This window comes from Pseudomonas sp. F8002 (genome assembly GCF_013385495.1).
In the GTDB taxonomy this organism is placed as follows: Bacteria; Pseudomonadota; Gammaproteobacteria; order Pseudomonadales; family Pseudomonadaceae; genus Aquipseudomonas.
On the sequence record NZ_JACAPW010000029.1, the window covers coordinates 83690 to 108585 of the forward strand.

Genomic DNA, 24896 nt, shown 5'->3' on the forward strand with positions numbered 1-24896 from the left:
TCAAGGCTTGTCAGTCAGGTTTTTGCCGATCATCCGCACCAGGATGATCGCCGCGATATTGGCGATGACCACGGCAATCAAGCCGCCGGCCGAGGCCATGCCCACGTCGAACTGCACCAGCGCCTGGTTGTAGATCAGGTAGGCGAGGTTGGTCGAGGCGTAGCCGGGGCCACCGTTGGTGGTGGTGAAGATTTCGGCGAACACCGAGAGCAGGAAGATCGTTTCGATCATCACCACCACGGCAATCGGACGTGCCAGGTGCGGCAGGGTCAGGTGCCAGAAGATCGCGATGGCGCCGGCACCGTCGAGGCGGGCGGCTTCCTTCTGTTCCTGGTCGAGGGACTGCATGGCGGTCATCAGCAGCAGGATCGCGAAGGGCAGCCACTGCCAGGACACGATGATAATGATCGACAGCAACGGGTAATGGGCCAGCCAGTCCACCGGCTGGGCGCCGAACAGCTTCCACACGTAGGCGAGGATCCCCGACACCGGATGGAAAATCAGGTTCTTCCAGATCAGCGCACCAACGGTGGGCATGATGAAGAACGGTGAAATCAGCAACACCCGAACCAGGCCGCGACCGAAGAACTCGCTGGCTTCCAGCAGGGCGCTGATCAATACGCCAAACACCACGCTGATCAGCAATACGCTGCCCACCAGCAACAGGGTGTTGGTGGCGCCGGGCAGGAAGCCCGAGTCGGTGATGAAGTAGGTGAAGTTCTCCAGCCCCACGAATTGGTTTTCGCCGGGGTAGAGCAGGTTGTAGCGAATCAGCGAGAAGTACAGGGTCATGCCCAGCGGCACGATCATCCACAGCAGCAACAAGGCCACCGAGGGGCTGACGAGGAACCAGCCGGGGTTGATCAGGCGGCTTTTACGCGGCTTGTCCGGCGTAGCGGTTTGCACTTGGGCAGTGGTGGTATTCATGGTGATCAGGACCAGTCAGGTACATGCAGAGCGAGAGTCGAAGCGCGGTCAATGTGGGAGCTGGCTTGTGTGGGAGCTGGCTTGCCTGCGATGGCATCCCCCGGTTTAACTGACAGACCGAGGTGTCTGCATCGCAGGCAAGCCAGCTCCCACCAAGAGCCTCCCACATAAAGCATTTACGGTGGTGTGCCCGCTTTACTTGGGATAACCGGCCCGCTTCATTTCGCGTTCGGTGAAGGTCTGTGCATCCGCCAGGGCTTTTTCGGCAGTGGAGCCACCGGTCAGTGCGCTGGAGAAGAACTTGCCGACCTGGGTACCAATCGCCTGGAATTCAGGAATGGTCACCAGCTGGATGCCCACATACGGCACCGGCTTGGCCGACGGGTCTTTCGGGTCGGCGACTTTCAGCGATTCCAGCGTCACCTTGGCAAACGGCGCGGCCTTCATGTATTCGTCGCTGTAGGTCGATTTGCGGGTGCCTGGCGGTACGTTGGCAATCCCGTCGGTCTTGGCGACCAACTGGCTGTATTCCTTGGAAGTGGCCCAGGTGGTGAACACCTTGGCAGCGTCCTTGGCTTTGGAACTGGTTGGAATCCCCAGGGACCAGGAGTACAGCCACGAAGTACCTTTGTCGGTCTTCTCGTGGGGGGCAAAGGTGAAGCCGACGTGGTCAGCCACTTTGCTTTGGGTCTTGTCGGTCACGAACGAGCCGGCGACGCTGGCGTCAACCCAGATCGCGCACTTGCCGCTGTTGAACAGCGCCAGGTTTTCGTTGAAACCGTTGCTGGAAGCCCCCGGCGGGCCGGATTTCTTCATGTTGTCGACGTAGAAGTTCAGTGCGTCTTTCCACTCTGGCCCGTTGAATTCCGGTTGCCACTTCTCATCGAACCAGCGTGCACCGTAGCCGTTGGCCAGGGTGGTGATCAGCGCCATGTTCTCGCCCCAACCAGCCTTGCCGCGCAGGCACAGGCCGTACTGCTCTTTGTCCTTGTTGGTGAGTTTGGCGGCGAATTCGCCGATCTGGGTCCAGGTCGGGTGCTCGGGCATGGTCAGCCCGGCGTCCTTGAACAGGTCGGTGCGGTAGTAGGTGATGGAGCTTTCGGCGTAGAACGGCAGGGCGTACAGCGAGCCCTTGACGGAAAGGCCGTCACGCACGGAAGGGAAAACGTCGTCCAGGTCGTAGGAAGCAGGCAGGTCCTTCATCGGTTCCAGCCAGCCTTTGGCGCCCCAGAGTGCAGCTTCGTACATGCCGATGGTCAACACGTCGAACTGTCCGCCCTGGGTGGCGATGTCGGTGGTGAGGCGTTGGCGCAGGACGTTTTCTTCGAGTACCACCCAGTTCAGCTTGATCTCCGGATGCTCGGTCTCGAAGGTTTTCGAGAGCTTTTGCATGCGGATCATGTCGCTGTTGTTGACGGTGGCAATGGTCAGGGTTTGCGCGCCAAGACTGACGGCGCTGAGGGTCATGCAGGTGCAGGCAAGCAGAGCTTTGGCTGTGAACTTCATCGCGCACTCCATTTCTGCGCCCAGGGGCTGCAGAAGGACAGTTATTGTTGTTGTGTCTTCCACGACAGCTGGAAGAGTGTGCGTTGATTACAGCCTTCAATTGACGTGCTGACAAATCCTTGGGAGCACTTTTACTGATACTTTTTTGCACTGCAGCGGAAAATTGCTGAAACGATTCGCTGGGAGCGATCGGCTTCCTGCGTGAGCGCGATGCAAATGTGGGAGCGGGCTTGCTCGCGAAGGCGGTGAATCAGCCGACATTTGCGCTGACTGACACACTGCATTCGCGAGCAAGCCCGCTCCCACACATGCGGGTTCCCACAGGAACGCGCGTTTTCAGGCGAGGTTCTGTTCGGTCAGGCGCTGCACCGCCAGGCGCCGGTAGTGCGAGGGGGTCATGCCCTTGAGCTGCTGGAAGCGGCGGTTGAAGTTGGAGATGTTGTTGAAGCCTGACTCGAAGCACACATCGGTCACGGCTTTGTCACCATCGGCCAGCAGCTCGCAGGACTTGCTGATACGCAGGCGGTTGACGAATTCGATGAAGGTGCGGCCGGTGGCTTGTTTGAACACGCGGGAGAAATAGGTGGGTTTCATGCCGAGGTATTCGGCCACCTCTTCCAGGGACAGCTCCCGCGCGTAGTGGGCAAAAATGTAGTCCACCGCGCGGTTGGTGCGGTCGATGCTGTGTTCATCCGCCAGTTGCGGCGTGGTCACGCCGGAGAGCAGTTGGTAGTCCTCGCAGGCACTGAGCACTTCCATCAGGATGAAGAAGTGGCCCAGGCGCGCCATGCCCTGGGCGTCCTCGATGCGCTGCATCAGGGTCATGGCCTGGGCGATGGTTTTCTTGCAGCGAAATTCGATGCCGTATTGCGCCCGTTCCAGCAGTGGCGCCAGGGTCTTGAGCTCGGCAAAGATATGGCTGCCGCCGTCGAACAGCTCGTCGGTGAAGTTCACCAGCATGTCGCGCTTGGGCACCACTTCGTCCTCGGCCACCTGGCTGATCCAGTTGTGGGGCAGGTTGGGGCCGGTGAGGAACAGGCTTTCCGGGTAGAAGTTGCCGATGTAGTCGCCGATAAACACCTTGCCGGAGCTGGCAACGATCAGGTGCAGCTCGTATTCTTTGTGGAAATGCCAGCGCACCAACGGGCACGGGAAGCCGTGTTGGCGATAGATGATGGACAGACCGTTGTGATCGTCCATCAGCTCGTAGGAAGGATCGGTGATTCTCGCTGCTCGGGTCATGCTGCAGTCGCTTTATTGTGGTTGCGAAAAGGATAATGCCCCCTTGCGCGCCACCTCGCCAGCGTCTGTGTCTACAGCGTACGGTTTTTCGCCTCGATCCACTGCGCCATGTACTGGGTACTTTTGTGCAGGTGGTGGCGCAGCATGCTGCCGGTGAAATTGTTCCGACGGTGCTCGGCCAACTGGCGGCGGCACTGCTCCAGGCGCTCCACCAGGGCCGGGCCGTGGAGGTCGTGGGCGTAACGGCGTGCCAGTAACTGCCGGCCATCTTCCTGGGCCTGGGTCCAGCGTGGCGGGTCTTGATACAACGCAACCGCCGCAGCCGCCAGTGCACTGGCGCTGTGTTCGACCACGCCGGGCCACGGTTCGCCCATGGCTTCGGCGCCAATCGGTGTGGTAACGCTGGGTGTGCCGCAGAGCATCGCGTCGGCCAGCTTGCCCTTGATCCCGGCACCAAAACGCAGTGGCGCCAGGCAGATACGCGCAGCGCTCATGACCTGCAATGCATCCTCGGCCCAATTCATCACGTGGAAGCCCTGGGCCGGGTTGTGCAGCGCGGTGGCCTTGGGTGGCGTATAGGCGCCGTACACGTGGAGTTGAGCGCCGGGCAGTTGCTGGCGGATCAGCGGCCACACACTGTTCTTCATCCACAACACCGCATCCCAGTTCGGCGCATGGCGGAAATTACCGATGCTCAGGAAGTGGGCGCGGTCCGCAAAGGGGGCAAAGGCTTCGGTGGGCGGCGCCAGCATCAGCGGGCACCAGTGGAGCAGGGCAGCGGGCACCTTGAAGTGTTCGGTCAGCAACTGGATTTCCACGTCGGAGATCATCAGGCTGATGTCGCAGCGGTAGATCGCGGCGATCTCGCGCTTGGCCAGGTCGGTGTCGGCCATGCAGGCGAATTCGGCGGCCAGGTCCTGGGTGAACAACGGGCTGAAGTCGTCGGCGTCGGGGTGAGCCTTCAGGAAATCCTTGAAGCGTTTTTGACGTGCGTCCCGCAGGCTTTGCAGGTCGGAGGTTTCCAGCACGCGAAGGGCATTCGGGCAGGATTTTTCCACACGCCAGCCGAACTGTTCTTCCATCATGAAACGGTCGAACAGCACGATATCGGGGGCCAGTTCCGTGATGAAGTCATCGAAACTGCTGTTATTCAGTTCGATCGCACATTCGCGAATGCCCAGGGCAGGCAAGTCGGCCTTGTGCTCACCGGTGGTGGCCGGGCTGCTGAAGGTGATGTCCCAGCCTTGGGCCAGAAAGCTCTCCAGAATCTGCATCATGTGCCCGCCGGCCGCCGAGGAGCGGGGCTCTGGCCAGACGTAGCCAATGACCAGGACTTTGGTGGCGGGCTGATTCATCGACAACGGATTCCTTGAAGGGCTGGGCAAAAGCGCGCAATTAAACCACAGCCCCTCAAGTTCCGGCGCACTCAGCGGAAGATGTTGACCGGCGTCGGCAGCGTCACCAACCCTACATAACCGTCCCAGAACTGCTTCTGGTCCACCGCGAAGACCACCTTGGCCTTTTGCGTGCCCACCGGCGCGCCTTTCTTGTAGCCCAGTGCCCGGCCATAGTCGGCGCCGAAGGTGGCATCCACGTCCACCCACAGCTCGCGGGATTCGGTGACGATCCCGGGGTTCACGAGAAACAGTGCCGGCAGGCTGTCCCAGGTGAAGCTGTGGTAAGCCGGGTCCTTGGCGAACAGTGGCCCGAACTCGTGCTTGTACAGGTCGGCAATCGGGCCTTTGTGTGCGATCACCCGCTCATACACCGACTTGTCGAAGGTGACTTTCTCACAGACATCGTTGGGAAAAATCACGTGTTCGATGGGCGAGCGCAACACGATCTTCGCAGCCTCCGGGTCGAACCACCAGTTGAACTCCGCCGCCGGCGTGGTGTTGCCCGGGATCTCCAGCGCGCCGCCCATGTACACGATGCGCTTGATCAGCGGCACGATGTCCGGGGCCGAGCGAATCGCCAGGGCAATGTTGGTCAGCGGGCCGACCGCCAGGATCGTTACCTCGTGGGGGTTGGCCCGTACGCTGTCGACGATGAACTGGGCGGCGGTTTCCTTGCGCAGCCTGGTGTGGGTCGCCAGGCCGTCCGGTGGCGCGACCAGTTGTGAGGCACTGGTTGGCCGCGGGTTCTTGAACGCACCCGGCCAGCCGGAACCGAACAGGGCTTTTTCCGCCTCATAGGTGGCGTAGTCATGCAGCAGCGGGTAGGCGGCGCCGGAATACACGCCGACTTCCTTCTCCACACCCATGCGTTCCACCGCCTTGAGGGCGTCGACCTGTTCCTGGTCGACCCAGGCGTTGCCGCTGACCAGGGTCATGCCCAGCAGGTCGATGCGTTTTTGCCCGTGCAGCTGGGCGAGCATGATAAAGGCCTGGCCGTCATCGTTGAGCACGTTGAAGTCGGTGTCGAAGATGACCTTTTCTGCGGCCTGCGCCGTACCGGCACACAGGCCCACGGCGACAAGCAGGGCACAGCGCTTGATGAAACCTTGCATGGAGACTCACCCGAAAAATTGTTGTTGTTAGCGGTTTACCAGCTTCGCCGGCAAGGCGATCACCAGGAAGCTGCTGAGAATCAGGCAGCCGGCAAAAAACCACAAGGCCCCTGCGCTGCTGCCGGTGACGTCAATCGCCACGCCCATCAGCGAGTTGCTCACCAGGCCTGCGATGTTCGCCAGCGAGCAGGCCAGGGCAAAGCCGGTGGCCGCTGCGGTACCTTTCAGGAAGGTCGCCGGCAGGCTGAAAAACACCGGCACCGCACCGATGATCGCCGCCGAGGCAATCGCAAACAGCGCCACGGTGGCGACCACGTTATGGGTGAAGAACGTACTGGTAGCCATCGCCGCCGCGCCGATGAAGAACGGCACGATGATGTGCCAGCGGCGTTCGCGGTGTTTGTCGGAGCTGGCGCCGATCAGCAGCATGCCCAAGAGGGCCGCCACGCTGGGCAGGGCCGTGAGGATGCCGATGTGGAAAGTGTCGGTAATCCCGGCGTTGCGGATGAATGTGGGCATCCAGAACCCCATGGCATAGGCACTGAGCAGGATCGAGAAGTCGATACCGCCGAGCATCCACACCTTGAGGTTGAAGAAGCCGTCGCGGAAGCTGTGTTTGCTGGCGGCACCGTCGGCGTCGTCCTTGCGCAGTTCGCTTTCCAGCAGGGTTTTTTCTTCCGGCGACAGCCACTTGGCTTGCTGATAGGTATTGGGCAGCGCCCAGAAGGTCCACACACCGAGCAGCACGCTGGGCACCGCTTCGATCAGGAACAGCCACTGCCAGCCGCGCAGGCCGGCCATGTTGTCGAAGTGGCCCATGATCCAGCCCGACAACGGGCCGCCGATCACGCTGGACAGCGGCAGGCCGATCATGAACAGGGCGATGATCCGCCCCCGGCGATGGGTGGGAAACCAGGTGGTCAGGTAATACAGCACGCCCGGCAGAAACCCGGCTTCGGCCGCACCCAGCAGGAACCGCAGGATGTAGAACTGGGTGGTGGAGGTGACCAGCATGGTGCAGGCCGACAGCAGGCCCCAGGTGATCATGATGCGGGCGATCCAGATCTTCGCCCCGACCTTTTCCAGGATCAGGTTGCTGGGGACTTCGAAGATGATATAGCCGACAAAGAACAGCCCGGCACCGAGGCCGAACGCGGTTTCGCTGAAGTGCAGCTGGTCGAGCATCTGCAGTTTGGCGAAGCCGATATTGATGCGGTCCAGGTAGGCCGCGAGGTAGCAGAAACACAGGAACGGAATCAGCTTCCAGGTGATCTTGTGGTAGAGCGTGTGGACCGGATCGGCGACCGTAGTCGCGGGCGCTGCATTCGCAATGGGCATTGGGGTGTCTCCTGGCGGTGACTTATGGTTTTTATACGGCCGCTTTTTCAGCACTTCGGAGTGCTGTGAAAGCGACTTCCAAAGGCAGTGACAGAAGACTGAGGTGGCCCTGTTGGAGGTGATCAAGTGTGGGAGCGGGCTTGCTCCCACATTCGACTGCATTCCAGCGTGGGCGCTCAGTTTTTTCCGGACCACGCTCTTTGTCGTGGTTCCTGTTGACGCGTTACTGCTCCTTGAACTTGCTCATCGCCTCCTGCTTGCTCACCACGTCGCCGTACTTGCTGTCGATATCGAACAAGTTGGCTTCATGGGGCGCCGGGTGGCGGTCGCCGACGCATTCGCGCACGACGATGGTACGAAACCCGTGTTGCACCGCATCCACTGCGGTGGCCCGGATGCAGCCGCTGGTGGAACAGCCGGCGAGCACCACGGTGTCGATGCCCTGGGCGTGCAGCATCGGGGCCAGGCTGCTGCCGAAAAACGCGCTGGCGTATTGTTTGGTGATGACTACTTCATTGGCCAGGGGCAGCACTTCGGTACAGAAGGCGGCGAGGGGGTTACCCTCGACCATGTCTTTCATCACCGGGGCCTTTTTTACCCAGATACCGCCGTCGGCGAAATGGCCCGGATGGTAGCGGATATTGGTGTGCACTACGGTGATCCCGTGTTGGCGGGCGCTGGCCAGCAGGTCGACGCTTTCGGCCACGGCGATGCGCACTTCGGGGGCAAACAGTGGCGCGCCTTCGGTGGTATAGCCTTGCATGAAGTCGATCATCAGCAGGGCGGATTTTTTGCCGAAGCCGATTCGGTTACCCCAGACGCCCTGGTAGTTGGCGTCGGCGGATTGTTCGCTCATCTTTCAGTCCTCGGTGTTGGACGGTGCACATACCCTTGTGGCGAGGGAGCTTGCTCCCGTTGGGCTGCGTAGCAGGCCTGTTTTTTTGGGGGCGCTTCGCACCCCAGCGGGAGCAAGCTCCCTCGCCACAAAAGCGTTTTTAGTAGGCTCCCGACAGGAGGGCGCCGGCGCCGGGGACGATGGGGTCCAGGTCCAGGGCCTTGAGCATGGCGTAGGTGGTGGCGATGGCGGCGGTGAGCACCGGCAGGCCGGTCTGGGCTTCGACCTTCGCGACCACGGGCAGGGACTGCATTTGTACGCAGGCCGACAGTACGATTACGTCGACACCTTCCAGGTTCATCCCGGCAACAATCGCCGGCAGGTTGGCCGGGTCGTGGCGGGCCACTTCGAGGTTGTCGGGGATTTCCAGGGCGCGCCAGTCCACCACTTCAAAGCCTTCTTCGCGGATGTAGTTCACCACCAGTTCGGTCAGCGGTTTCATGTACGGCGCAACAATCGCGATGCGTTTGGCGCCCATGACTTTCAGGCCTTCGATCAGGGCGCCGGCACTGGTGATCACCGGGGCGTTGGCGTCGTTGTCGGCGGTGGCCTTGCGCAGGCGTTGCTCGGACTTGCGGTGGTAACCCAGCCCCATGGCCATGATCGCTACCAGGCAGGCGTAGCCCAGCACGTCGACCTTGGCGTCGGACAGTTCGATGGCGCAACGGTCGGACTCACCGTCCATGGCCGCCAGTTCTTCCTTGCGCACTTGCTTCATGCGCATGCGGCTGGAGTGAAAGGTGAAACGTTCCGGGCGGATCGCCTGGCGCGCGTTAAGCATCGCCGGGATCTCGGTTTCCATGGTGGTGTTGGAGCTCGGCACAATCTGGCCGATGCGATAAGGCTTGAGCATGATGGTCTCCGTTATGCAGTCAGGGGCTGGCCGAGGAAGTCGCCGAAGGCAGCGAAAAAGCCTTCAAGGTCATCCCAGGGGATCATGTGTCCTGCATTTGGCACATGGGCGACCTGTAGGGTCGGCTGTAACTGTCGGACTTCCGCGACATCTTCGGCCTGAATTACACCGCCGCGTCCGGCAACAATCAGCAGGGCAGGAGCCCCCAGGTGGGGCAGGTCCTGATGAAAGTCGACGGTATGGAAGTCATTGAACGCACGCACGATAGCCGGCTCGTAGCAGGTGTGCAGCCATTCGGCGCGCAGTTGCAGTTGTTCGACGGTCCAGGTGGCGCAGAAGGCGCGCATCGCCTCTGCATCCATGCCGACCTGGGATTGACGAATCGAATCGACGTACCACGGCAGTTTGCTTGGGTATTCGCGGCGACCCGGACCGGACATCGGCGGGTCGATCAACACCACGCGGTTGACACCTTGTGGATGGCGCACCGCACTGCGTACGGCAAACCGCGCGCCCATGGAATGGCCGACCAGGTGATAGCTCTCGAGCTTCAGGGCGTCGGCAAATGCGCCAATGTCATCGGCGCAGGTGTCGGCGCTGTAGTCCAGCTCCGGTCCGCTGGACGACAGGCCGCGACCGCGCACGTCCAGCACGTAGGTGTCGAAGTGCAAACCCAGGCGTTCGGCGACAAAACCCCAGGTAATCGCCGGGCTGGTGATGCCGGGAATCAGGATCAGTGCCGGGCCCTTGCCGCCGTAACGCAGGTAATGCTGGCGGATACCGTTGGCCTGGACATTGCCGCCGTAGAGAAAGCTGCTCACGCCGCCACCCCCGATTTCAGTTGCTGGGCGTAGAGGTCATAGCCGTAGACCCAGTCCGGATCTTCCTGGGTGCGCAGCCAGGTGTTGGCGTTGGACACGGCCTGCACCCGGGACGCGCGTTCCTTGCGGTTGGCTTCATACAGCTCGAACGCGGTGCGGTAGTCGCCGATCCCGGTTTCCTGCAGGCAGCGCGTCAGCATCGCGGCGTCTTCGATGGCCATGCCGGCGCCCTGAGCCATATGGGGTTTCATCGGGTGGCAGGCATCGCCCAGCAATACCAGGCGACCACGGCTCCACAACGGCAGCGGGTTGCGGTTGCGCAACGGCCATTTGGTCACGCTTTCGGTGGATTCGATCAGGGCCTGGACGGTCGGGTGGTAGCCCTTGAAGGCGTCGAACATCTCCTCCCGGCTGCTGTCGACGAAGGCGCCCTGGAAGTCCCATTCCGGGTGCGGCACGCCGGTGACGTAGTAGTACTCGTCGCGCTTGCCGGTGGTGTAGTAGACCATCATGTGCCGGTCCTCGGTCCACCACTTGATGCAGTCTTCGAACTTCAGGTCGTACTTGGCCAACTGGTCGCCACGGATCAGCGCACGGTGCGCGACCCAGCCGCTGTACAGCGGTTTTTCGGCACCCAGCAGCTCTTCACGAATGCGCGAGTTGATGCCGTCGGCACCGATCACGATGTCGGCGTAGGTTACCTCGCCGTCGGCGAAAGTCAGGCGCACCTGGGTATCGGTTTCTTCAAGGGTTTCCAGGCGCTTGTTGAAGTGCAGGGTGCCGGGCTTGAGGGTGGACATCTGCAGCGCGTGCAGATCGCCGCGATGCACGGTGATGTAGGACGCGCCGTAGCCAGTCAGGGGAATGCGTGACAGGTAGTCGCCGGTTTCACCATCGCGGCTGAACCAGTGCTCGGGGTGCGACCCCATCAGGTCCAGCTGTTTTTCGATGCCCATGCGGCGGAAGATTTTCATGATGTTGGGGCCCATGTGGATCCCGGCACCCAGGCGGGAAAACTCCGGCGCCTGCTCGTAGATGTCCACGTCGAACCCTGCCTGTTGCAGCAGGGTGGCAGCGGCGGCACCGCCAAGGCCGGCGCCGACGATTGCGATTTTTTGTGTGCTTCCCATGGGGCGTGGTCCTCTTTTTCGAATAATGGCCGGCGGCGTCTGTCCGCAAGGTTTTTAAAGTGTATACGCTCATTTTTTCAAATGAAAAGCCCACGCCTGAAAAATTGTTTTTTTGGCCATATCGATCCCCTGTAACCGGTTATCTCCATATATCACTGGGTTTGTGTGGATTCGTAACGTTTTGGCGTGGTGCTTGCAGTCCATGCTGAAATCAGTTCTTATCGTGATTAATTGGCGTATACGCTATAAAAACGCACTAGAGTGAAGCGCCCTGCAAGATCTTGGTGCAGCAGCTGAGGAGACAGGAAATGCCGGTAAGTGATTGCGAACTGACCCAGATGTTTGAGCATGTGTTGAAGCTCTCGAAGGTCGACCCGACCCAGAGCGTCGCCGTGCTCAAGAGCCATTACTCCGACCCGCGCACCGTGCGCGCCGCGATGGACGCGGCGCAGCGCCTGGGGGCCAAGGTGTATGCGGTGGAGTTGCCGTCGTTCAACCATCCCCGGGCGATGGGCAATGACATGACGGCCTACTGTGGCGACACGGCCCTGACCGGTAATATCGCGGCGCAGCGGGCGCTGGAAGCGGCAGACCTGATCGTCGACACCATGATGCTGTTGCACTCGCCGGAGCAGGAACAGATCCTCAAGACCGGCACGCGCATCCTGCTGGCGGTGGAACCCCCGGAAGTGCTGGCGCGCATGCTGCCGACCGAAGAGGACAAAGTGCGCGTGCTGGCCGCTGAAGAACTGCTGAAAAAAGCCCGCTCGATCCACGTCAAATCCCGCGCCGGCAGTGATTTCCGGGCGGCGCTGGGGCAATACCCGTCCGTCACCGAATACGGCTTTGCCGACGAACCGGGACGCTGGGACCACTGGCCGAGCGGCTTCCTGTTCTCCTGGCCCAATGAGGAAACTGCAGAGGGCGTGCTGGTGCTGGATATCGGCGACATCCTGCTGCCGTTCAAGACCTACACCCGGGAGAAAATCACCCTGGAGATCGAGAAGGGCTTCATCACCAGAATCCACGGTGGTTTCGAGGCCGAATACCTGCGCGACTACATGAAATACTTCAACGACCCCGAGGTATATGGCATCTCCCACATCGGCTGGGGCCTGCAGCCACGGGCGCAATGGACGGCCATGGGCCTGCACGACAAGAACGACGGCATGTGCATGGACGCCCGCGCGTTCTACGGCAACTTCCTGTTCTCCACCGGCCCCAACACCGAAGTCGGCGGCACCCGCAAGACCCCGTGCCACATGGACATCCCGCTGCGCAATTGCGACGTCTACCTCGATGATGAGGCCGTAGTCATCGCCGGCGACGTCGTAGCCCCCAAGGCCTCCCTGGCCCACTAAACATCCAATGTGGGAGCGGGCTTGCTCGCGAATGCGGTACGTCAGTCACACATGCGCCACCTGACACACCGCATTCGCGAGCAAGCCCGCTCCCACATTTCAACCGCGTTCCGGCAATGAGATCCTTGAGTCATTTCCACAACCCCGCCATCATGCCACCCCATCGACCACCGCCTTCCCGAGCCCGCCGTGCCTGATTCCTACGTTTTCTCCGAGCAAGTCGGCCACCTGTTGCGCAAGGCCTACCAGCGCCACCTGGCGATCTTCCAGCAGAACGTCGGCGACTCGCAGCTCACCGCTGTGCAGTTCGTCACCCTGTGCGCCCTGCGCGATCACGGTGCAAGTTCGCTCACCGAACTGGTCAAGGCCACCGCCGTCGACCAGGCGACCATCCGTGGCATCGTCGAACGCCTCAAGGCCCGCGAACTGATCACCCTCGAACCCGACCCGCAGGACAAACGCAAAGTCGTGGTCAACCTATCCGACTCCGGCGCCGCCCTGGTGCAGCAAACCGTGCCCTGCGCCGCCACCATCACCGAACTGACCCTGAGCAACCTCAACCCCGCCGAACGCGTCGCCGTACTCTTCCTGCTACGTAAAATGATCGAAGACCCCCAAACCTGACCCCGATCCCCTGTGGTGAGGGAGCTTGCTCCCGCTGGACTGCGCAGCAGGCCCATCTTTTGGGGTCGCTTCGCAACCCAGCGGGAGCAAGCTCCCTCGCCACAGCTATTCATCCATCTTCTGGCACCGTTTTTGCTCTACGTTGATGTAGTAACCACTTCACCCGTCAAGTGTGTCGCGAGACCCCAGGTACGCGACGCTTTTTTTTGACTGTTTGATGTAGTGGACACTTCACCAAATCCAACGGGCGAAGCGAATGACCAGCCAGAACATCACGGTAACGCTTGAGGTCAACGGCCACACCAGCGAAGTCAGCGCAATGGCCGACACCCCGCTGTTGCTGATCCTGCGCAATGACCTGCAACTCAACGGCCCCAAATACGGCTGCGGCCTGGGGGAGTGCGGCGCCTGCACGGTGATCATCGACGGCGTGGCTGCACGCTCCTGCGTCTTCCCCCTGTCGGGTGCCGTGGGCCGCAACATCGTCACCCTCGAAGGCCTCGGCACCCGCCAGACCCCGCACCCGGTGCAGCAGGCCTTCATCGATGAACAGGCCGCCCAGTGCGGCTACTGCCTCAACGGCATGATCATGACCGCCAAGGCCTTGCTCGACCGCAATCCCAACCCCAGCGAAGCCGAGGTGCGCAGCGAACTGTCTGGCAACCTCTGCCGCTGTGGCACCCATATCGAAATCCTCCGCGCGGTGCTGCGTGCCGCCCGCCAAATGCCTTGAACGTGGATCGATGACCATGACTGATGCAATCCCTTCCCGTGACCAATGGCTGGCCAAGGCCGGCGTCCTGCTGATCGTCGACGATGTGCTGCCACCTTCGGGGCCGGTGGCCAAGGGCGGTACACCGACGGTCAAGCCCAAGGAACTGGGGCTGTTTATCGCAGTGAACGATGACGGGCTGGTGTACGCCTTCAACGGCCACGTGGACCTGGGCACCGGCATTCGCACCTCCCTGGCGCAGATCGTCGCTGAAGAACTGGACCTGACCATGGACCAGGTGCGCATGGTGCTGGGCGACACCGAGCGTGCGCCGAACCAGGGCGCGACCATTGCCAGCGCAACCTTGCAGATCTCCGCGATTCCGCTGCGCAATGCCGCCGCCGAAGCCCGGCGTTTCCTGCTGGCGCGGGCGGCGCAACGCTGGTCCGTAAATGCTCAAAGTCTCAAGGTCGACGCAGGCGTTATCCGCGGCGAAGACGGGCGCACCATCACTTATGGCGAACTGGTGACGGGCGAGCATGACCAACTGCGCATCAGCGGCGATGCACCGCTCAAGGCCACCGCCGATTACCGCCTGGTGGGCAAGGGCGCAGCCCGGGTGGATATCCCGGGCAAGGCCACCGGCGAACTGACGTACGTGCACGACATGCGCGTGCCGGACATGCTTCACGGTCGGGTGGTCCGCCCGCCGTACGCGGGGCTGGATTGCGGCGACTTTGTCGGCAACAGCCTGTTGAGCGTCGACGAATCATCCATTGCCCACATCCCGGGGATTGTTGCGGTGGTGGTGATCCGTGATTTTGTTGGTGTGGTCGCCTTGCGCGAAGAACAGGCAATCAAGGCCGCCCAGGAACTGCAGGTGCACTGGAAACCCTGGAACCACCCACTGCCGGACATGAGCGATGTGGAGCAGGCAATCCGCGACAACCCGCGGGTACGCCGCACCGTGCTCGACCAGGGCAACGTCGACGAAGCCCTGGCCGCCGCCAGCCAGCGCATGCCGCGCACCTACCTGTGGCCATACCAGATGCACGGATCCATCGGCCCCTCCTGCGGCGTGGCGGATTATCAGCCCGGGGTCAGCCGGGTCTGGTCCGGCAGCCAGAACCCGCACCTGCTGCGGGCCGATCTGGCCTGGCTGCTGGAATGCGCGGAAGAATCCATCGACGTGATCCGCATGGAGGCCGCCGGCTGCTACGGGCGCAATTGCGCCGATGACGTGTGCGCCGACGCCTTGCTGCTGTCCCGTGCCGTGGGCAAGCCGGTGCGGGTGCAACTGACCCGCGAACAGGAGCACCTGTGGGAGCCCAAGGGCACCGCGCAATTGATGGATGTCGACGGCGGCCTGAACGCCGACGGCAGCATCGCCGCCTATGACTTTGAAACCAGCTACCCGTCCAACGGCGCGCCCACCCTGGCGCTGCTGTTGACCGGCCGGGTCGAGCCGGTGGCCGCGATGTTCGAGATGGGCGACCGCACCTCGATCCCGCCCTACGACATCGCGAACATGCGCGTCACCATCAACGACATGGCGCCGATCGTTCGCGCCTCGTGGATGCGCGGTGTGTCGGCGTTGCCCAACACCTTCGCCCATGAATCCTATATCGACGAACTGGCGTTTGCCGCCGGGGTCGACCCGGTGGAGTACCGCCTGCGTTACCTGAAGGACGAGCGCGCCATCGACCTGGTGAAATCCACCGCCGAACGCGCCAACTGGGCACCGCGTACCGCGCCGATGCAAACCGCGAATGAGGACCACCTGCTGCGTGGTCGGGGCTTTGCCTACGCGCGTTACATCCACAGCAAGTTCCCCGGCTTCGGTGCGGCGTGGGCGGCGTGGGTCGCGGACGTGGCCATCGACAAGCAGACCGGCGATGTCTCGGTGACGCGGGTGGTGATCGGGCATGACTCGGGGATGATGATCAACCCCGCAGGGGTGCAGCATCAGATCCACGGCAATGTGATCCAGTCCACCAGCCGTGTGCTCAAGGAACGCGTGACCTTTGAAGAGTCGACCGTGGCGAGCAAGGAGTGGGGCGGTTATCCGATCCTGACCTTCCCGGAAGTGCCGCAGATCGACGTACTGATGATGCCGCGCCAGGACCAGCCCCCGATGGGCGCCGGTGAGTCGGCCTCGGTGCCCAGCGCGGCGGCGATTGCCAATGCGATCTATGACGCCACCGGCATCCGTTTTCGCGAGCTGCCGATTACCCCCGAGCGGGTATTGGCGGCGCTGAATGCAGGCACCCTGGGCGAGCCGGCGAAGTCCCCGGAAAAGCGCCGCAAATGGTTGTTCGGCTCATTGTTCGCCGCCTTTGGCGCGGTGCTGGGCATGGCTGCTACCGCGTGGCCGTTTCACAGCGAAATGGCCCCGATTGCACCGCCCAGTGCAGGCACCTGGTCCAAGGCCACCCTGGAGCGCGGGCGCTTGCTGGCCGCCGTGGGGGATTGCGCGGTGTGCCACACGGCACCGGGCGGTGCCACCAATGCCGGCGGGCTGGCGATGCATACGCCGTTCGGCACCCTTTACAGCAGCAACATCACCCCGGATGAGAAAACCGGGATTGGCAACTGGTCCTACCCGGCGTTCGAGCGGGCGATGCGCGACGGCATTGGCCGCGACGGGCGCAACCTGTACCCGGCGTTTCCCTATACGGCGTTTCGCAATATCAACGATGCCGACATGCAGGCACTGTATGCCTACCTGATGTCCCAGGCGTCGGTGAGCCAGGCACCGGTGCCGAATGCGATGAAGTTTCCGTTCAATATCCGGCCGTTGATGGCCGGCTGGAATGCGCTGTTCCTGCGCCGTGGGGAAATCAGCGTGCAGCCCCGGCGCAGCGAGCAATGGAATCGTGGCGCCTACCTGGTCAACGGTTTGGGGCACTGCGCGGCGTGCCATTCGCCGCGCAACCTGATGGGGGCGGAGAAGGGCGGCAAGGCGTTCCTCGCGGGCGGCAGGGTGGACGGTTGGGAGGCGCCGGCCTTGAATGGCTTGTCCAAGGCGCCGACGCCGTGGACCGAAGACCAATTGTTCAGCTACCTGAGCACTGGTTATTCCGATGCCCATGGCGTGGCAACTGGGCCGATGGGACCGGTCGTGACTGAACTGGCGAAACTGCCCAAGACCGACATCCGCGCGATGGCGGTGTACCTGGCTTCGCTGAACGACAGCGGCGCCGCCGAAGCGCAGGTGGTGGCAGCTGCGACGGTGCCCAATGCCAATGGGCGACGGGTATTCGAAGGTTCATGCAAGGCCTGCCATGCCGACGGACAGGGCCCGAAGCTGTTCGGCGTCAGCCCGTCACTGGCGACCAATACCAATGTGCACAGCGATCAACCGGACAACCTGATCAAGGTGATTTTGCAGGGCATCAGCACTCCGGCGACCAAGGATCTGGGTTACATGCCGGCGTTCAAGGACAGCCTGTCGAACACCCAAGTGGCGGAGTTGGCCGCCTACCTGCGCGGGCGCTTCGCACCCCATGCACCGCAGTGGGAAGGCCTGGAGCAAACCGTGGCACACCTGCGAGCCAATCCCGGTACCCATTGATTCACACGGTCAAAAAATGTGGGAGCGGGCTTGCTCGCGAAAGCGGTTCGTCAGTCGCCAAATATATTGACTGATACACCGCATTCGCGAGCAAGCCCGCTCCCACATTTAGATCCAGGTTCTACCGTTGGATGGGCGGTGTCACGCATACCCCGCGCAACACCAGATCACTGATAAACCCCAGCCAGTCCCGCTGCTGTGTCTTACCCGCCAAATCCTCCCCCAAAAACGAACTCAGCGTGTGCTGGTTGGAGTTATAGAAGTAGCACAACGAAGCAATCATCAAGTACACATGCTTGATGTCCACATCTTCACGAAACAGCCCCTGGGCCTGGCCCGCCTCGATGATCGGCCGCAACACCCCGACCGCCTCCCCGGACAACCGCCGCAGTTCACCCGACTGCTTCGCATGCTTGCCCTGGTGCAGGTTCTCGATGCTCAGGATCGCCACAAACTCGGGATGCTTGACGTAGTAGTTCCAGATAAACCCCACCAGCGCCTGCAACGCTTGCACCGGCGCACTCAGGTCGAGCTTGAGTTTGCTCTCGGCTTTATTGAACTGCTCATAAGTGTGTTCCAGCACGCACACAAACAGATGTTCCTTGCTGCCGAAGTAGTAATACAGCATGCGGTCGTTGGAGTCGGCCTCCCGCGAGATGCTTTCCACACGCCCGCCGGAATAACCGTCGCGGGTGAAGACCTTGACCGCCGCCTGGAGAATCCGCGCGCGGGTCTGGTCGGCTTGCTGGGCGCGGATACCGGTCTTCTTGATCACCATCGAAAAGCCTCTGCTGCGCAGCGTAAAGGCCCGGAATATAGCATGGGCATTATTCCGTTACCGACAGGCTCTGTCACAAACGCGGCATAACGCTGGGGCTTGGATCGGAAACGTATTACTTTCTAGTTCTTCTAATAAACAGAGTATGCAGGGATGAAATACCAACCGTTTACCCGAACTTTGATTGCCACCGCGCTGGTGCTGACTGTCAGCGGCGTGCAGGCGGCCTCCCAGGCCCCGGTGGCTGGCGAAAATGGCATGGTGGTCACCGCCCAGCATCTGGCGACCCATGTGGGCGTGGATGTGCTCAAGGCCGGCGGCAACGCCGTGGATGCGGCGGTGGCGGTGGGCTACGCCCTGGCCGTGGTGTACCCGGCAGCCGGCAACCTCGGCGGCGGTGGGTTCATGACCGTGCAACTGGCCGACGGCCGCAAGACCTTCCTCGACTTCCGCGAAAAAGCCCCGCTGGCCGCGACCGCCGACATGTACCTGGACAAGGACGGCAACGTGGTCCCGGACCTCAGCTCCAAGGGCCACCTGGCGGTCGGCGTTCCCGGCACTGTGTCGGGCATGGAACTGGCGCTGAGCAAATACGGCACCCTCAAGCGCGCCCAGGTCATCGCCCCGGCGATCAAGCTGGCCGAAGACGGTTTTGCCCTGGAGCAGGGCGATGTCGACCTGCTGCACACCGCTACTGACGAATTCAAGAAAGACAAAGACCTGCGCGGCATCTTCCTGCACGGCGGCGAGCCGATGCTGGTGGGCCAGAAGCTGGTGCAGAAAGACCTGGCGAAAACCCTGCGGGAAATCTCCGCCAAGGGCACCGATGGCTTTTACAAAGGCTGGGTAGCCAAGGCGATTGTGGATTCCAGCCAATCAGGCAAAGGCATCATCACCCAGGCCGACCTGGACAAATACAAGACCCGCGAACTGGCGCCCATCGAGTGTGACTACCGTGGCTACCACGTGGTGTCCGCGCCACCACCGAGCTCGGGCGGGGTGGTCATCTGCGAAATCATGAACATCCTCGAAGGCTACCCGATGGCCGACCTCGGCTATCACTCGGCCCAGGGCCTGCACTACCAGATCGAAGCCATGCGCCACGCATACGTCGACCGCAACAGCTACCTCGGCGACCCGGACTTCGTGCAGAACCCGGTCGAGCACCTGCTGGACAAGGATTACGCCGCCAAACTGCGCGATGCCATCGACCCGCAGAAAGCCGGGATCTCCCAGGACATCAAGCCGGGCGTTTCGCCCCACGAAGGCAATAACACCACCCACTACTCCATCGTCGACAAGTGGGGCAACGCGGTCTCGGTGACCTACACCCTCAACGACTGGTTCGGCGCGGGCGTGATGGCGAGCAAGACCGGGGTGATCCTCAACGACGAAATGGACGACTTCACCTCCAAGATCGGCGTGCCGAACATGTACGGCCTGGTGCAGGGCGAAGCCAACGCCATTGCTCCGGGCAAGACGCCGCTGTCGTCCATGAGCCCGACCATCGTCACCAAGGATGGCAAGGCGGTGATGGTGGTGGGTACGCCGGGTGGCAGCCGTATCATCACGGCCACCTTGCTGACCATTCTCAACGTGATCGATTACAAGATGAACATCCAGGAAGCCGTGGACGCCCCGCGTTTCCACCAGCAATGGCTGCCTGAGGCGACCAATATCGAACGCTTTGCCCTGAGCCCCGACACCCAGAAAATCCTCGAAGGCTGGGGCCACAAGTTTGCCGGCCCGCAGGACGCCAACCATCTGGCGGCAATCCTGGTAGGCGCGCCGTCCCTGGACGGCAAGCCGGTCGGCAATAACCGTTTCTATGGGGCCAACGACCCTCGGCGCAATACCGGGTTGTCCCTGGGCTACTAAAGCCCGCGGATCAGCTCCAGCACCTCGGCCTTCTTCAGCGGGTGCTTCAGGCGTTGCGAGAGCAGCGCCATGGCCCGCTGATGTTCACAGGCAACTACCGCTTCCACTTCGTCGCCCTGGCAGAGCAGGGCGATGAAGTCGTGGCGCTGCAGGTCGCCTTCCACGTGGAGCTGATTCCAGTGGCGGGGGTGGCCCAGCAGTTCAAAGGTCTTGCCGAAGTGATACGTCCAAAAGAACGGCACATCGGCAAACACCTGTTGTGCGCCCAGCATATTGCGCGCCGCCAGCACCCCGAGTTGCTGCGCCACACGCCAGTGTTCGATGCGCACGGGTTGGCCGTTCCATGGAAAGGTCACCATATCGCCCGCCGCCCATAGTCCGGGCGCGACGGACAAACCGGCATCGGCTTTCAGCGACTGGTCCTCGGCTTTTTCCAGCCCCTCGACAAACCCCGTGGCAGGCGTGACGCCGACGCCTATCAGTACCAGGTCTGCGGCCAATCTGTGGCCGTTTTTCAGCACCACCGTCGTCACGTCCATGTGGCCTTCCAGGCGTGCAGGCTCGCTGGCGGTGTGGAATATCACGCCGTTGGCTTCATGCAATTGGCGCAGTGAGGCACCGATGCGCTTGCCCAGTTGGGCCGCCAGCGGAATCTCGTGACGGCCCACCACCTGCACCGTCAGCCCGCGCTTGCGTAACGCGGACGCGGCTTCCAGGCCGATAAAACTGTCGCCGATGATCACTGCGCACGAGCCCGGTTGAGCCGCCTTGACGATACGCGCCGCATCGTCCCGGGAGCGCAACACGAACACATTGTTGAGTACGGTGCCCGGAATATCCAGCGGCCTGGCTTCGCCGCCGGTGGCCAGCAGTGCGGCGTCGTAGTCGAAATGGCGACCGTCCGCAAGCTGGAGGCGCCTGGCTTGAGGATCGAGATGGCGCACTTCGCCGTGGATCCGCGACGCGTGGCAGGTGGCCTCGTCCAGCAAGGGCGGTGTTTCCTGCGGCGGCATCTCGCCGCAGATGACGAATTTGCTCAGGGCGGTGCGGTCGTAGGCGGGGTCCTGTTCCTGGTCGATCCACAACAACCGGCCGCTGAAGCCCTTGCGGCGCAGCGTGGCCACGGCCGCCGAACCGGCTGCACCGGCGCCAATCACGATAAAGCAGCGCGAATCGTTGGTGTGCGGGGCAGCGGGCGAGGGCAGTGCCTCGTCGCCCACACTGACCACGCCGTCGTGAATCTCCACCGGGTACTGCTTGAGCTGCACCAGCGCGGGCGGCTCGCAGACCTGGCCGTCATCCACCCGGAAGGCCGCCTTGTGCCACGGGCAAATGATCCTCCCGTCACAGACCACGCCTTGCTCCAGGGGCGCCCCGGCGTGGGGGCAATCCGCCTGATAGGCACGAACCTCGCTGCCCGAACGCACCAGCAGGATGTGATGGGCGGCGGTTTCAACACGAACGCCACGGTCTTCGGGCAAGTTGATCAAGCGGGCAACGATGCGCATGTTCATAGGCCAATCTCCTTTTAAGGATTGACCTGTGCCCCAGGTAGAGGACTGCGTTGACCCGATAACCGGTCTTCAGCCCTGCGCGCCAGAGCGTTGAAAGTGGGTTGTGCCTAACGAGCGGTGCATGAAAACCGTCCCAGCCGGTCAATCCAGCAGTTGTTCCACAGCTGAAAAGGCCTGGTCCTGGCGTGCTTGCCAATCCCCACGGATGATCCGTAACGGCTGATGATGTCGCTCCAGCCAGTCACGGCTGGCCTGGAAAAACGCCAGGCGATCGGCAAACTCCGGCTGGCAGCGCTGGCCATCGGCGGTCCACTCCACGTCTTCCGGCGACAGCAGCAGGTGCAGGTCGTAGTGGCGGGCAAGCAGTTCGCTGTCGAGCCACGCCGGGTAGTCGCCAAACAGGGTCTGGCTCCACAGCTTGTTGGTCAGCAGGTTGGTGTCGAGGATCAGCAATGCCGGCTGCGCGGCGCGGGCGGCATCTTCCCAGGCCAACTGGCCCCGGGCGATCTCCGGGATATCCGCCAGGGTGGTATCGCGCTGGTGGTGGTCGATGAAATGACGCACGTATTCGCCCACCATCACCCCGCCAAAACGTGCCTGCAACTGGGCGGCCAGCCAGCTTTTACCGCTGGATTCCGGGCCGGCCAGTACCACCACCTTCATGCGTGCAGCGCCGGGTCGGCGCGCCATTCACGCCAGCCCTGCACGGCGATCACGGTGAACAAGGCGTAGAGCGCGGCGGTGAGGTACAGGCCTTTGTAGAGGAACAGCCCGACGAAGATCACATCCACGGTGATCCACAACGGCCAGCACTGCACGCGTTTTTGCGCCATCCACATCTGCGCCACCAGGCTGAAGCCGGTCAGGGCCGCGTCCAGCCAGGGTTGGGCGGCGTCGGTCCAGTGGGCCATGGCTGCGCCCAGCAACAGGCTGCCCACAGCACCCACAGCCAGGCCTTGCAGGATCGGTTGCAGGCCCAGGCTGGTGACTTGCCGGCCTTGCTTGACCTCACCGGCGCGGGTCCACTGCCACCAGCCGTAGAGTTGCAGGGCGGCGTAGATCACTTGCAGGAGCATGTCGGAGTAGAGCTTCACATCGAAGAATATCCAGGTGTACAGCAGCACCATCACCAGGCCGATGGGCCAGCACCACGGGTTCTGTTTAACCGTCAACCAGACAGCGATCACCCCCAGGGCGGCGGCAAACAGTTCAAGCCCGGACATGGCGGTTCCTTGGGGGAGTCGAAGAGGGCGCTGATTGTAACCAATGTAGGAGCGGCGGTGCGACGATAGATCGTTCCCACGCTCTGCGTGGGAATGCAGTTCCGGACGCTCCGCGTCCCGGCTCTGCGCAACGGTGACGCAGAGCGTCACAGGATGCGTTCCCACGCGGAGCGTGGGAACGATCATCGGCGTCAGACCTTGAACTGGCGGAGCAGCCCGTCGAGTTGTTCACTCAGGCCTTTCAAGTGCGCACTCGCGACGCTGGACTGCTGCGCCGCCAGCGCGGTGCTGTGGGACAAGCCGGCTGCCTGGGTGACGTTCTGGTTGATGTCTTCCACCACATGCGCCTGCTGCAACGTGGCACTGGCAATCGAGGCGTTCAGCCCGTTGAGATTACGCAGCGCCTGGCCGATGGCAGTCAGGCTCGCGCCCGCCTGGCCTGCTTGTTCAATGGTCAGTTGCGAGGCCTGGTGGCTGTCGCTGATGACCTTGACCGCTGCCTCCGAATGGCCTTGCAGGCGCTCGATCATTGCTTGGATCTCTGCCGTGGATTTTTGCGTGCGCTGGGCCAGCAGCCGTACTTCGTCGGCCACCACCGCAAAACCACGGCCTTGCTCCCCGGCGCGGGCCGCTTCGATGGCGGCGTTGAGGGCCAGCAAGTTGGTCTGGTCGGCAATCGAGCGGATCACTTCCAGCACGCCGCCAATCTGCGTGCTTTCAGTCGACAGCGTACGGATCACGTCCACGGCCTGGCTGATGGTGCCGGAGAGCTGGTCGATCCGTTGCAGGCTGCCGTCGATATTGAGCTGGCCTTGTTCGGCCTGCACCTGGGCATCGCGCATTTCGCTGGCGGCATGCTCGGCATTTTTGGCCACGTCCTGTACGCCATAGGTGACTTCATTGATCGCCGTCGCCACCAGTTCCATCTGCTGCGATTGCTGCTGGCTGCGGTCATGGGCATCGCTGGCGTTGCTGCCCAGCTCGGTGGACGACTGGCCCAAGGCGTTGGCGCAGGTCTGCAACTGGCCCACCACCTGCCGCAGCTTGGCGGTAAAGCTGTTGAAGTGCCGCGACAATTGAGTGACTTCATCCTGGCCATGGGTGTCGAGGGTGCGGGTCAGGTCGCTTTCGCCACTGGCGATATTGGCCATCGCATTCACTGCCTGCTGCAAAGGGCGCACGATGCTGCGGGCGATCAGCACCACCAGCAGGGCCATGATCAGCGCGATCACCAGGCCAACCACCGAGGCTTTCCACACCTGGCCGCGGAACTCGCCTTGCACGTCATCGACATACACGCCGGAACCGATGATCCAGCCCCAGGGCTCGAACAGCTGGATATAGGAGGTCTTGGCCACCGGCGCATCGGCGCCGGGCTTGGGCCAGCGGTAATTCACCATCCCGGCGCCCTTGGCCTTGGCCAGGATCACGAACTCGTTGAACACTGCAAAGCCGTCCGGGTCACGGATGGCCGACAGGTTCTGGCCGTCGAGCTTGGGGTTGGCCGCGTGCATGATCATCACGGGCGTGAGGTCGTTGATCCAGAAGTAGTCGTCCTTTCCGTAACGCAGGCCACGTACCGCGCTCAACGCTTGCTTCTGCGCCGCTTCACGGGTCAGGACGCCACTGGTTTCGAGGCTGTGATAATAAGTCAGGATGCCGCTGGCGGTTTGCACCACGCGCTGGGTCTGCTCGCTCTTGGCCTGGTACAGGTCGCCATGAATCTGCTTGAGCATAAGCAGGCCGAGGGTTAGCAGCATCAGCACGGCGACGATCAGGATCAGCCAGAGGCGCCGGCTGATAGACATATTGCGCAAACTGTTCATGGTCCTGTCACTCCGTGTTCTTATAATTTTGGGTGCTGCATCGACATTTCCGGCTTGTCTGATAGGCTTTCGGCCCAGAATCAAAAAACCTGAGTCCTGCCTGATTTTTCACGGAATTTTCGCAGTTCGGCCTTGATTATTTGCGCTGTGCTTGCAGCGCACTCTTCGTTAGTGAACGTCTAAAA

General features: G+C 62.1%; 20 protein-coding genes. 5 read left to right on the top strand and 15 right to left on the bottom strand.

Going from position 1 to position 24896, the window contains the following annotated elements; all coding sequences use genetic code 11:
* The 10 genes from HX811_RS21195 to HX811_RS21240 all read right to left on the bottom strand — a co-directional run bounded on the left by HX811_RS21195 (position 1) and on the right by HX811_RS21240 (position 11221).
* On the bottom strand, positions 1–927 hold the full coding sequence (locus HX811_RS21195) for a carbohydrate ABC transporter permease (protein ID WP_003215314.1): 927 nt from the start codon (positions 925–927) through the stop codon (positions 1–3).
* Between the two features lie 195 nt (positions 928–1122).
* Entirely contained in the window at positions 1123–2433 is a 1311-nt protein-coding gene (locus HX811_RS21200) for a sugar ABC transporter substrate-binding protein (protein WP_003215317.1), read from the bottom strand.
* Positions 2434–2769: 336 nt separating this feature from the next.
* Entirely contained in the window at positions 2770–3675 is a 906-nt protein-coding gene (locus tag HX811_RS21205; protein WP_063029835.1) for an AraC family transcriptional regulator, read from the bottom strand.
* A gap of 71 nt (positions 3676–3746) precedes the next feature.
* Entirely contained in the window at positions 3747–5030 is a 1284-nt protein-coding gene (locus HX811_RS21210; protein WP_177047233.1) for a glycosyltransferase, read from the bottom strand.
* A 71-nt stretch (positions 5031–5101) separates the two neighbouring features.
* Positions 5102–6184, bottom strand: a complete 1083-nt coding sequence (locus HX811_RS21215) for a nucleoside hydrolase (protein WP_008436139.1) — start codon at positions 6182–6184, stop codon at positions 5102–5104.
* 27 nt (positions 6185–6211) lie between these two features.
* A complete protein-coding gene (locus HX811_RS21220; RefSeq protein ID WP_102606104.1) occupies positions 6212–7522 on the bottom strand; it encodes an MFS transporter in 1311 nt (436 codons plus the stop codon).
* A 223-nt stretch (positions 7523–7745) separates the two neighbouring features.
* Positions 7746–8378, bottom strand: a complete 633-nt coding sequence (locus HX811_RS21225; RefSeq protein ID WP_177047235.1) for an N-carbamoylsarcosine amidohydrolase — start codon at positions 8376–8378, stop codon at positions 7746–7748.
* A gap of 139 nt (positions 8379–8517) precedes the next feature.
* Positions 8518–9270, bottom strand: a complete 753-nt coding sequence (locus HX811_RS21230) for an Asp/Glu racemase (RefSeq protein WP_177047237.1) — start codon at positions 9268–9270, stop codon at positions 8518–8520.
* Positions 9271–9281: 11 nt separating this feature from the next.
* On the bottom strand, positions 9282–10091 hold the full coding sequence (locus HX811_RS21235) for an alpha/beta fold hydrolase (RefSeq protein WP_177047239.1): 810 nt from the start codon (positions 10089–10091) through the stop codon (positions 9282–9284).
* Complete coding sequence (locus HX811_RS21240) at positions 10088–11221, bottom strand: FAD-dependent monooxygenase (RefSeq protein ID WP_003215332.1); 1134 nt, start codon at positions 11219–11221, stop codon at positions 10088–10090. The genes HX811_RS21235 and HX811_RS21240 overlap by 4 nt, the downstream gene beginning before the upstream one ends.
* 308 nt (positions 11222–11529) lie before the next feature.
* Between HX811_RS21240 and HX811_RS21245 the strand changes: the two genes are divergently transcribed.
* The 4 genes from HX811_RS21245 to HX811_RS21260 all read left to right on the top strand — a co-directional run bounded on the left by HX811_RS21245 (position 11530) and on the right by HX811_RS21260 (position 17492).
* Positions 11530–12582 (top strand): 2,5-dihydroxypyridine 5,6-dioxygenase, encoded by a 1053-nt coding sequence (locus HX811_RS21245; protein WP_003215335.1) that lies wholly within the window; start codon positions 11530–11532, stop codon positions 12580–12582.
* A gap of 189 nt (positions 12583–12771) precedes the next feature.
* Entirely contained in the window at positions 12772–13206 is a 435-nt protein-coding gene (locus HX811_RS21250) for a MarR family winged helix-turn-helix transcriptional regulator (protein ID WP_003215338.1), read from the top strand.
* Between the two features lie 256 nt (positions 13207–13462).
* The gene (locus tag HX811_RS21255; protein WP_087692683.1) at positions 13463–13939 is read left to right on the top strand and encodes a (2Fe-2S)-binding protein; all 477 of its coding nucleotides are present in this window, start codon (positions 13463–13465) and stop codon (positions 13937–13939) included.
* 16 nt (positions 13940–13955) lie between these two features.
* Complete coding sequence (locus HX811_RS21260) at positions 13956–17492, top strand: molybdopterin cofactor-binding domain-containing protein (protein ID WP_177047241.1); 3537 nt, start codon at positions 13956–13958, stop codon at positions 17490–17492.
* 121 nt (positions 17493–17613) lie between these two features.
* Here the strand turns inward: HX811_RS21260 and HX811_RS21265 are convergent, their stop codons facing one another.
* On the bottom strand, positions 17614–18270 hold the full coding sequence (locus HX811_RS21265) for a TetR/AcrR family transcriptional regulator (protein ID WP_177047243.1): 657 nt from the start codon (positions 18268–18270) through the stop codon (positions 17614–17616).
* 153 nt (positions 18271–18423) lie between these two features.
* Between HX811_RS21265 and ggt the strand changes: the two genes are divergently transcribed.
* A complete protein-coding gene (gene ggt, locus HX811_RS21270; protein ID WP_177047245.1) occupies positions 18424–20148 on the top strand; it encodes a gamma-glutamyltransferase in 1725 nt (574 codons plus the stop codon).
* On the opposite strand, the gene HX811_RS21275 is transcribed toward ggt, so the two are convergent.
* From HX811_RS21275 to HX811_RS21290, 4 genes are all read right to left on the bottom strand, one after another.
* Positions 20145–21662: an FAD-dependent oxidoreductase gene (locus tag HX811_RS21275; protein WP_177047247.1), complete on the bottom strand. Its 1518-nt coding sequence runs from the start codon at positions 21660–21662 to the stop codon at positions 20145–20147. The two genes, ggt and HX811_RS21275, sit on opposite strands and share 4 nt — an antisense overlap.
* A gap of 141 nt (positions 21663–21803) precedes the next feature.
* A complete protein-coding gene (locus tag HX811_RS21280) occupies positions 21804–22325 on the bottom strand; it encodes an AAA family ATPase (protein WP_177047286.1) in 522 nt (173 codons plus the stop codon).
* Positions 22322–22885 (bottom strand): nicotinamide riboside transporter PnuC, encoded by a 564-nt coding sequence (gene pnuC / locus HX811_RS21285; protein WP_003215352.1) that lies wholly within the window; start codon positions 22883–22885, stop codon positions 22322–22324. Before pnuC ends, HX811_RS21280 begins: the two co-directional genes overlap by 4 nt.
* A gap of 191 nt (positions 22886–23076) precedes the next feature.
* Positions 23077–24711, bottom strand: coding sequence for a methyl-accepting chemotaxis protein (locus HX811_RS21290; RefSeq protein ID WP_177047249.1), 1635 nt, complete (start codon positions 24709–24711; stop codon positions 23077–23079).
* Between the last annotated feature and the right edge of the window lie 185 nt (positions 24712–24896).

What these genes read in the sequence shown, in the direction of transcription:
- HX811_RS21280 (WP_177047286.1), bottom strand. Translation starts at nt 22,325, where the DNA reads ATGAAGGTGGTGGTACTGGCCGGCCCGGAATCCAGCGGTAAAAGCTGG.
- HX811_RS21220 (WP_102606104.1), bottom strand. Translation starts at nt 7,522, where the DNA reads ATGCCCATTGCGAATGCAGCGCCCGCGACTACGGTCGCCGATCCGGTC.
- HX811_RS21230 (WP_177047237.1), bottom strand. Translation starts at nt 9,270, where the DNA reads ATGCTCAAGCCTTATCGCATCGGCCAGATTGTGCCGAGCTCCAACACC.
- HX811_RS21265 (WP_177047243.1), bottom strand. Translation starts at nt 18,270, where the DNA reads ATGGTGATCAAGAAGACCGGTATCCGCGCCCAGCAAGCCGACCAGACC.
- HX811_RS21275 (WP_177047247.1), bottom strand. Translation starts at nt 21,662, where the DNA reads ATGAACATGCGCATCGTTGCCCGCTTGATCAACTTGCCCGAAGACCGT.
- HX811_RS21200 (WP_003215317.1), bottom strand. Translation starts at nt 2,433, where the DNA reads ATGAAGTTCACAGCCAAAGCTCTGCTTGCCTGCACCTGCATGACCCTC.
- HX811_RS21255 (WP_087692683.1), top strand. Translation starts at nt 13,463, where the DNA reads ATGACCAGCCAGAACATCACGGTAACGCTTGAGGTCAACGGCCACACC.
- ggt (WP_177047245.1), top strand. Translation starts at nt 18,424, where the DNA reads ATGAAATACCAACCGTTTACCCGAACTTTGATTGCCACCGCGCTGGTG.
- HX811_RS21225 (WP_177047235.1), bottom strand. Translation starts at nt 8,378, where the DNA reads ATGAGCGAACAATCCGCCGACGCCAACTACCAGGGCGTCTGGGGTAAC.
- HX811_RS21210 (WP_177047233.1), bottom strand. Translation starts at nt 5,030, where the DNA reads ATGAATCAGCCCGCCACCAAAGTCCTGGTCATTGGCTACGTCTGGCCA.
- HX811_RS21240 (WP_003215332.1), bottom strand. Translation starts at nt 11,221, where the DNA reads ATGGGAAGCACACAAAAAATCGCAATCGTCGGCGCCGGCCTTGGCGGT.
- HX811_RS21245 (WP_003215335.1), top strand. Translation starts at nt 11,530, where the DNA reads ATGCCGGTAAGTGATTGCGAACTGACCCAGATGTTTGAGCATGTGTTG.
- HX811_RS21290 (WP_177047249.1), bottom strand. Translation starts at nt 24,711, where the DNA reads ATGAACAGTTTGCGCAATATGTCTATCAGCCGGCGCCTCTGGCTGATC.
- HX811_RS21260 (WP_177047241.1), top strand. Translation starts at nt 13,956, where the DNA reads ATGACTGATGCAATCCCTTCCCGTGACCAATGGCTGGCCAAGGCCGGC.
- HX811_RS21215 (WP_008436139.1), bottom strand. Translation starts at nt 6,184, where the DNA reads ATGCAAGGTTTCATCAAGCGCTGTGCCCTGCTTGTCGCCGTGGGCCTG.
- HX811_RS21195 (WP_003215314.1), bottom strand. Translation starts at nt 927, where the DNA reads ATGAATACCACCACTGCCCAAGTGCAAACCGCTACGCCGGACAAGCCG.
- HX811_RS21205 (WP_063029835.1), bottom strand. Translation starts at nt 3,675, where the DNA reads ATGACCCGAGCAGCGAGAATCACCGATCCTTCCTACGAGCTGATGGAC.
- pnuC (WP_003215352.1), bottom strand. Translation starts at nt 22,885, where the DNA reads ATGTCCGGGCTTGAACTGTTTGCCGCCGCCCTGGGGGTGATCGCTGTC.